Origin of the sequence: Thermovirga sp., from assembly GCA_012523215.1 — a bacterium.
Taxonomy (GTDB): Bacteria; Synergistota; Synergistia; order Synergistales; family Thermovirgaceae; genus 58-81.
The window spans coordinates 1-3,178 of the sequence record JAAYIZ010000076.1 but is presented as its reverse complement, the minus strand read 5'-3'; the positions used below and the strand labels follow the sequence as shown (position 1 = coordinate 3,178).

Annotated in this window: 4 protein-coding genes; 1 reads left to right on the top strand and 3 read right to left on the bottom strand. The window is 54.5% G+C overall.

Annotated features, from left to right (window positions below; genetic code table 11):
• On the bottom strand, positions 1–152 hold a 152-nt coding region (locus tag GX108_02305; GenBank protein ID NLO55879.1), incomplete at its 3' end, for a pyruvate carboxyltransferase.
• A 218-nt stretch (positions 153–370) separates the two neighbouring features.
• On the bottom strand, positions 371–1,558 hold the full coding sequence (locus tag GX108_02300) for an iron-containing alcohol dehydrogenase (protein ID NLO55878.1): 1,188 nt from the start codon (positions 1,556–1,558) through the stop codon (positions 371–373).
• Positions 1,559–1,809: 251 nt separating this feature from the next.
• Between GX108_02300 and GX108_02295 the strand changes: the two genes are divergently transcribed.
• Positions 1,810–2,217, top strand: coding sequence for a RidA family protein (locus GX108_02295; GenBank protein ID NLO55877.1), 408 nt, complete (start codon positions 1,810–1,812; stop codon positions 2,215–2,217).
• A 95-nt stretch (positions 2,218–2,312) separates the two neighbouring features.
• On the opposite strand, the gene GX108_02290 is transcribed toward GX108_02295, so the two are convergent.
• Complete coding sequence (locus tag GX108_02290; protein NLO55876.1) at positions 2,313–3,026, bottom strand: GntR family transcriptional regulator; 714 nt, start codon at positions 3,024–3,026, stop codon at positions 2,313–2,315.
• Between the last annotated feature and the right edge of the window lie 152 nt (positions 3,027–3,178).

Sequence of the window (3,178 nt, the reverse complement as noted above, 5' to 3'; positions counted from 1 at the left end):
TGTTGCTCGCCGTCGCGGAGAGACACGTCGTGGAACTGGATGTTCGGGGAAAACTGCATCCCCTCCCGGACCTCGGGGATGAAATTCCAAGGGCTCGTAAACCATTTGTCCGTCTTCCATGGTGTCGCGCTCTTGTCGTGGATCGTTGCCATTTTTATTCCTCCTCTGCAAGACAGCCCAGGAACCCCTCAATTGAAGGGCATCCCGGGCAGGTCTCGCTTCTCCCGGTGATTACCGGGGCTCATCGCGAAGAAAAGTCGGGCGCCGATATTTGCTTGCGTAATGTTTATCGCGCGCTGGTGCAGCTATCGGCACCGGCCTGTTCGCCCGATGCCGTTTCCCACCTTATTTTCCGACTTTTCCATGCATCCTAAACCCAACCCAGGATCCTCGCCTCGAAGGCATCCCTGTATATGGCGGCTATGTCTTCAACGGTAAGATCGCGGGCACAGCGGCCCAGGAGGCGCCTCTCGTTCCATCCTTCGACAGCCCACCGTTCCACGCCGGACCGGTCCGTTATCCCTATTTCCTCGAGGCTGATAGGGAGTTCGACGCTCTTCATGAAAGCCGCCATGGCATCGAGGGCGACCTCAACCCCTTCCCGGGTGGATAGGCCATCCACGTTTTCGCCCATCGCCCTGGCGATCTGGACTAGGCGCTCTCCCTTCGAGGCTGCTATCGCCTTGAAGCACGAGATAAGGAGCACGCTGAGGGAGATTCCGTGGGTGGCGTGGTACTCGCCGCCTATGGGATAGGCCAGGGCGTGCACAAGGCTGGTTCCGGCGTTGTTGAGGACCATGCCCGACATGAGGGAACCAAGGGACACATGGTACCGGGCATCGAGGTCGTCGGGGTCCGACCATGCCACGCCCAGGTGCTTCGCGATCATGCTCACCGCCTGCAGGGCCAGGGCGTCGGTGATGGGGTTCGCGTTTTTCGAGACAAAGGGCTCGGCGGCATGGAGCCAAGCATCGAACCCCGAAGCGCTGGTTACCTTGCGCGGCGATGTCACGGTCAGCATCGGGTCGACTATGGCCACATCGGGGAGCAGGGCTGAAGAAGCTACAGCTTTTTTCACGTTGTTCTCCTGGTCCAGGAAGATGGCGTGCTTGGTGACCTCTGAACCGGTCCCAGCGGTCGTGGGGATCATTATCGTGGGGAGCCCCTTACTCTTAACCTTGCCGGGACCAAAGTAATCGCGGGTTTTACCGGGATTCGTGGTCAGCGCCGAGGACATCTTCGCCACATCGAGGATGCTGCCTCCTCCTAAGCCTACTACCACGTCAAATTTGCCGTCGACGATGTACCTCGCCACTTCTTCCGCGAGCTCGGTGGTCGGTTCCGGGGTCGAGCGCTGCTGAACATTGACGTCAAAATCTATCCCCGCATTTTTCACCGATTCCAATACCTTGTCCAGGGCCCCCGATGACTTCACCGAAGGACCGGTAATTATCAAAACTCTTTTCCCTTTGAGATATTTGATCTTCTCACCGGTGACCCTCACTGCATCCATCCCAAAAACAATATCGGGGGTGATGAATGAAATGCTTTTCCACATGGCGAAAACTCTCCTTTCGTGCTTTTTTCTGGTTCTATCGTACCTATCATTCGTAACAGGGATGCTTTTTCCACCCCTCCGTCATTTCCAGTCCTTTGTCGGCGCCGTAGGCCGTCTTTGCCTTTGGACGAGCGTTGTGTTGTATAATTGCGAAGAATTATCCAGTGGAACAGGCCACAGGCAGTTCGGCTCGACCTTTATAAGCTACGTAAAAACCAGTAGTCAAATTCAAAATAGGGGAGGATCTATCAATGGCCGAAATCAGGATCTACAACGCTGATACCTTGGGGAAACCCCTTGGACAGTACTCTCACATAACCCGGGTCAAAGCCGGCGAGTTCCTTTTCATCTCCGGCATGCTCTCGGCCGACGGGGCCGGAAACATTGTCGGGAAAGATGATTTTGACGCCCAATGCACCCAAGTTTTCAAGAATATCGAAGCCGCCCTGGCCTCGGCGGGGGCTGGATGGAACCAGGTCGTGCAGTTCACGACCTACCTGGTTCACTCCCAGGATATCCCAAAGTTCATGGAGTACCGGAAGCGGGAATTTCCGCGCTTCTTCCCCGATGGGGTCTATCCTCCCAACACCCTTTTGATGGTTGACAGGCTCGTCCAGGAACCCTTCCTGGTTGAGGTCCAAACGATCGCCGCTTTGTAAATCGACCGGCGCGCCGGCGCCCCTGGTTACGAAGGGAAGCTTTTTGTCTCCTCGCCGTGACGGCGAGGAGACATTTTAATAAAGGCCCAGCTGCTTCAGATCCATCGGCTTCCATCTATCTCGTATTCTTTTCCTTCATATCCCTTCTCTTTTTTCAAGAAATCGAGATAAGCGTTAAATGAAATCAGTAAATGTTTTTTCAGAATTTTTTCAGCTCTTGTGGCTTTCCGGTTCTTGAGGGCGTCAAAAATTTCAACGTGTTCGTCAAAGGACTCTTCAAGGCGTTTCGGGTTCAGTACAAAGAGGGAGCGCACCCAGCCGGTTTTTTCCCTGTAGGAGTTGATGATGGAAATCAACTCCGCGTTGCAGCATCGGCTCTCGATCGAATCATGGAAACGGTCGTTCAGGATTCCGTATTCCTCGTGGCGTTGCTCATGAATGTAGAGCTTCGTTTTTTCCAGGATCTCTCCCAGCTCTTCGAGAAGAACCCCTGAACCCTGGTAGACTGCCATCCTAGTTGCGATACCCTGCAGGCTCAACAGGATTTCAAACATATTTTTCAGGTCCTCCAGGGAGGGGCTTGCCACCCTCGCCCCCACGTGATCGCTGGAGACCACGAACCCCTCGGAAATGAGCATCTTTATGGCATCCCTGACGGGTGTTTCGCTCACTCCAAGGCTTTTGCTCAGGGCCGTTATAATCATCGGGGATCCTGGAAGGTAGCGTCGAGCTACGATCCCTTCCCTGATGGTCATATAAGCATACCGACTTTTCGTCAGGTAGCCCTTCGCGGCTTTCCTTGCTGTCATCCCGGGAACACCTCTTTCCGCCCTTCGCAGGCCGTTTGTAAAGGCTGCCCAGGGCTCCAAACGGTCCTCCAACGCTGGACCAGGCCTCATCAATCGTAAATAGTGACAAGAATATCTGTTATATTGCTCCCCCCTATGGGATTGAGATCCAT

Bases quoted from the DNA above. Each gene is read 5' to 3' on its own strand.
- GX108_02300 (NLO55878.1), bottom strand. From the start codon at position 1,558: ATGTGGAAAAGCATTTCATTCATCACCCCCGATATTGTTTTTGGGATG.
- GX108_02295 (NLO55877.1), top strand. From the start codon at position 1,810: ATGGCCGAAATCAGGATCTACAACGCTGATACCTTGGGGAAACCCCTT.
- GX108_02290 (NLO55876.1), bottom strand. From the start codon at position 3,026: ATGACAGCAAGGAAAGCCGCGAAGGGCTACCTGACGAAAAGTCGGTAT.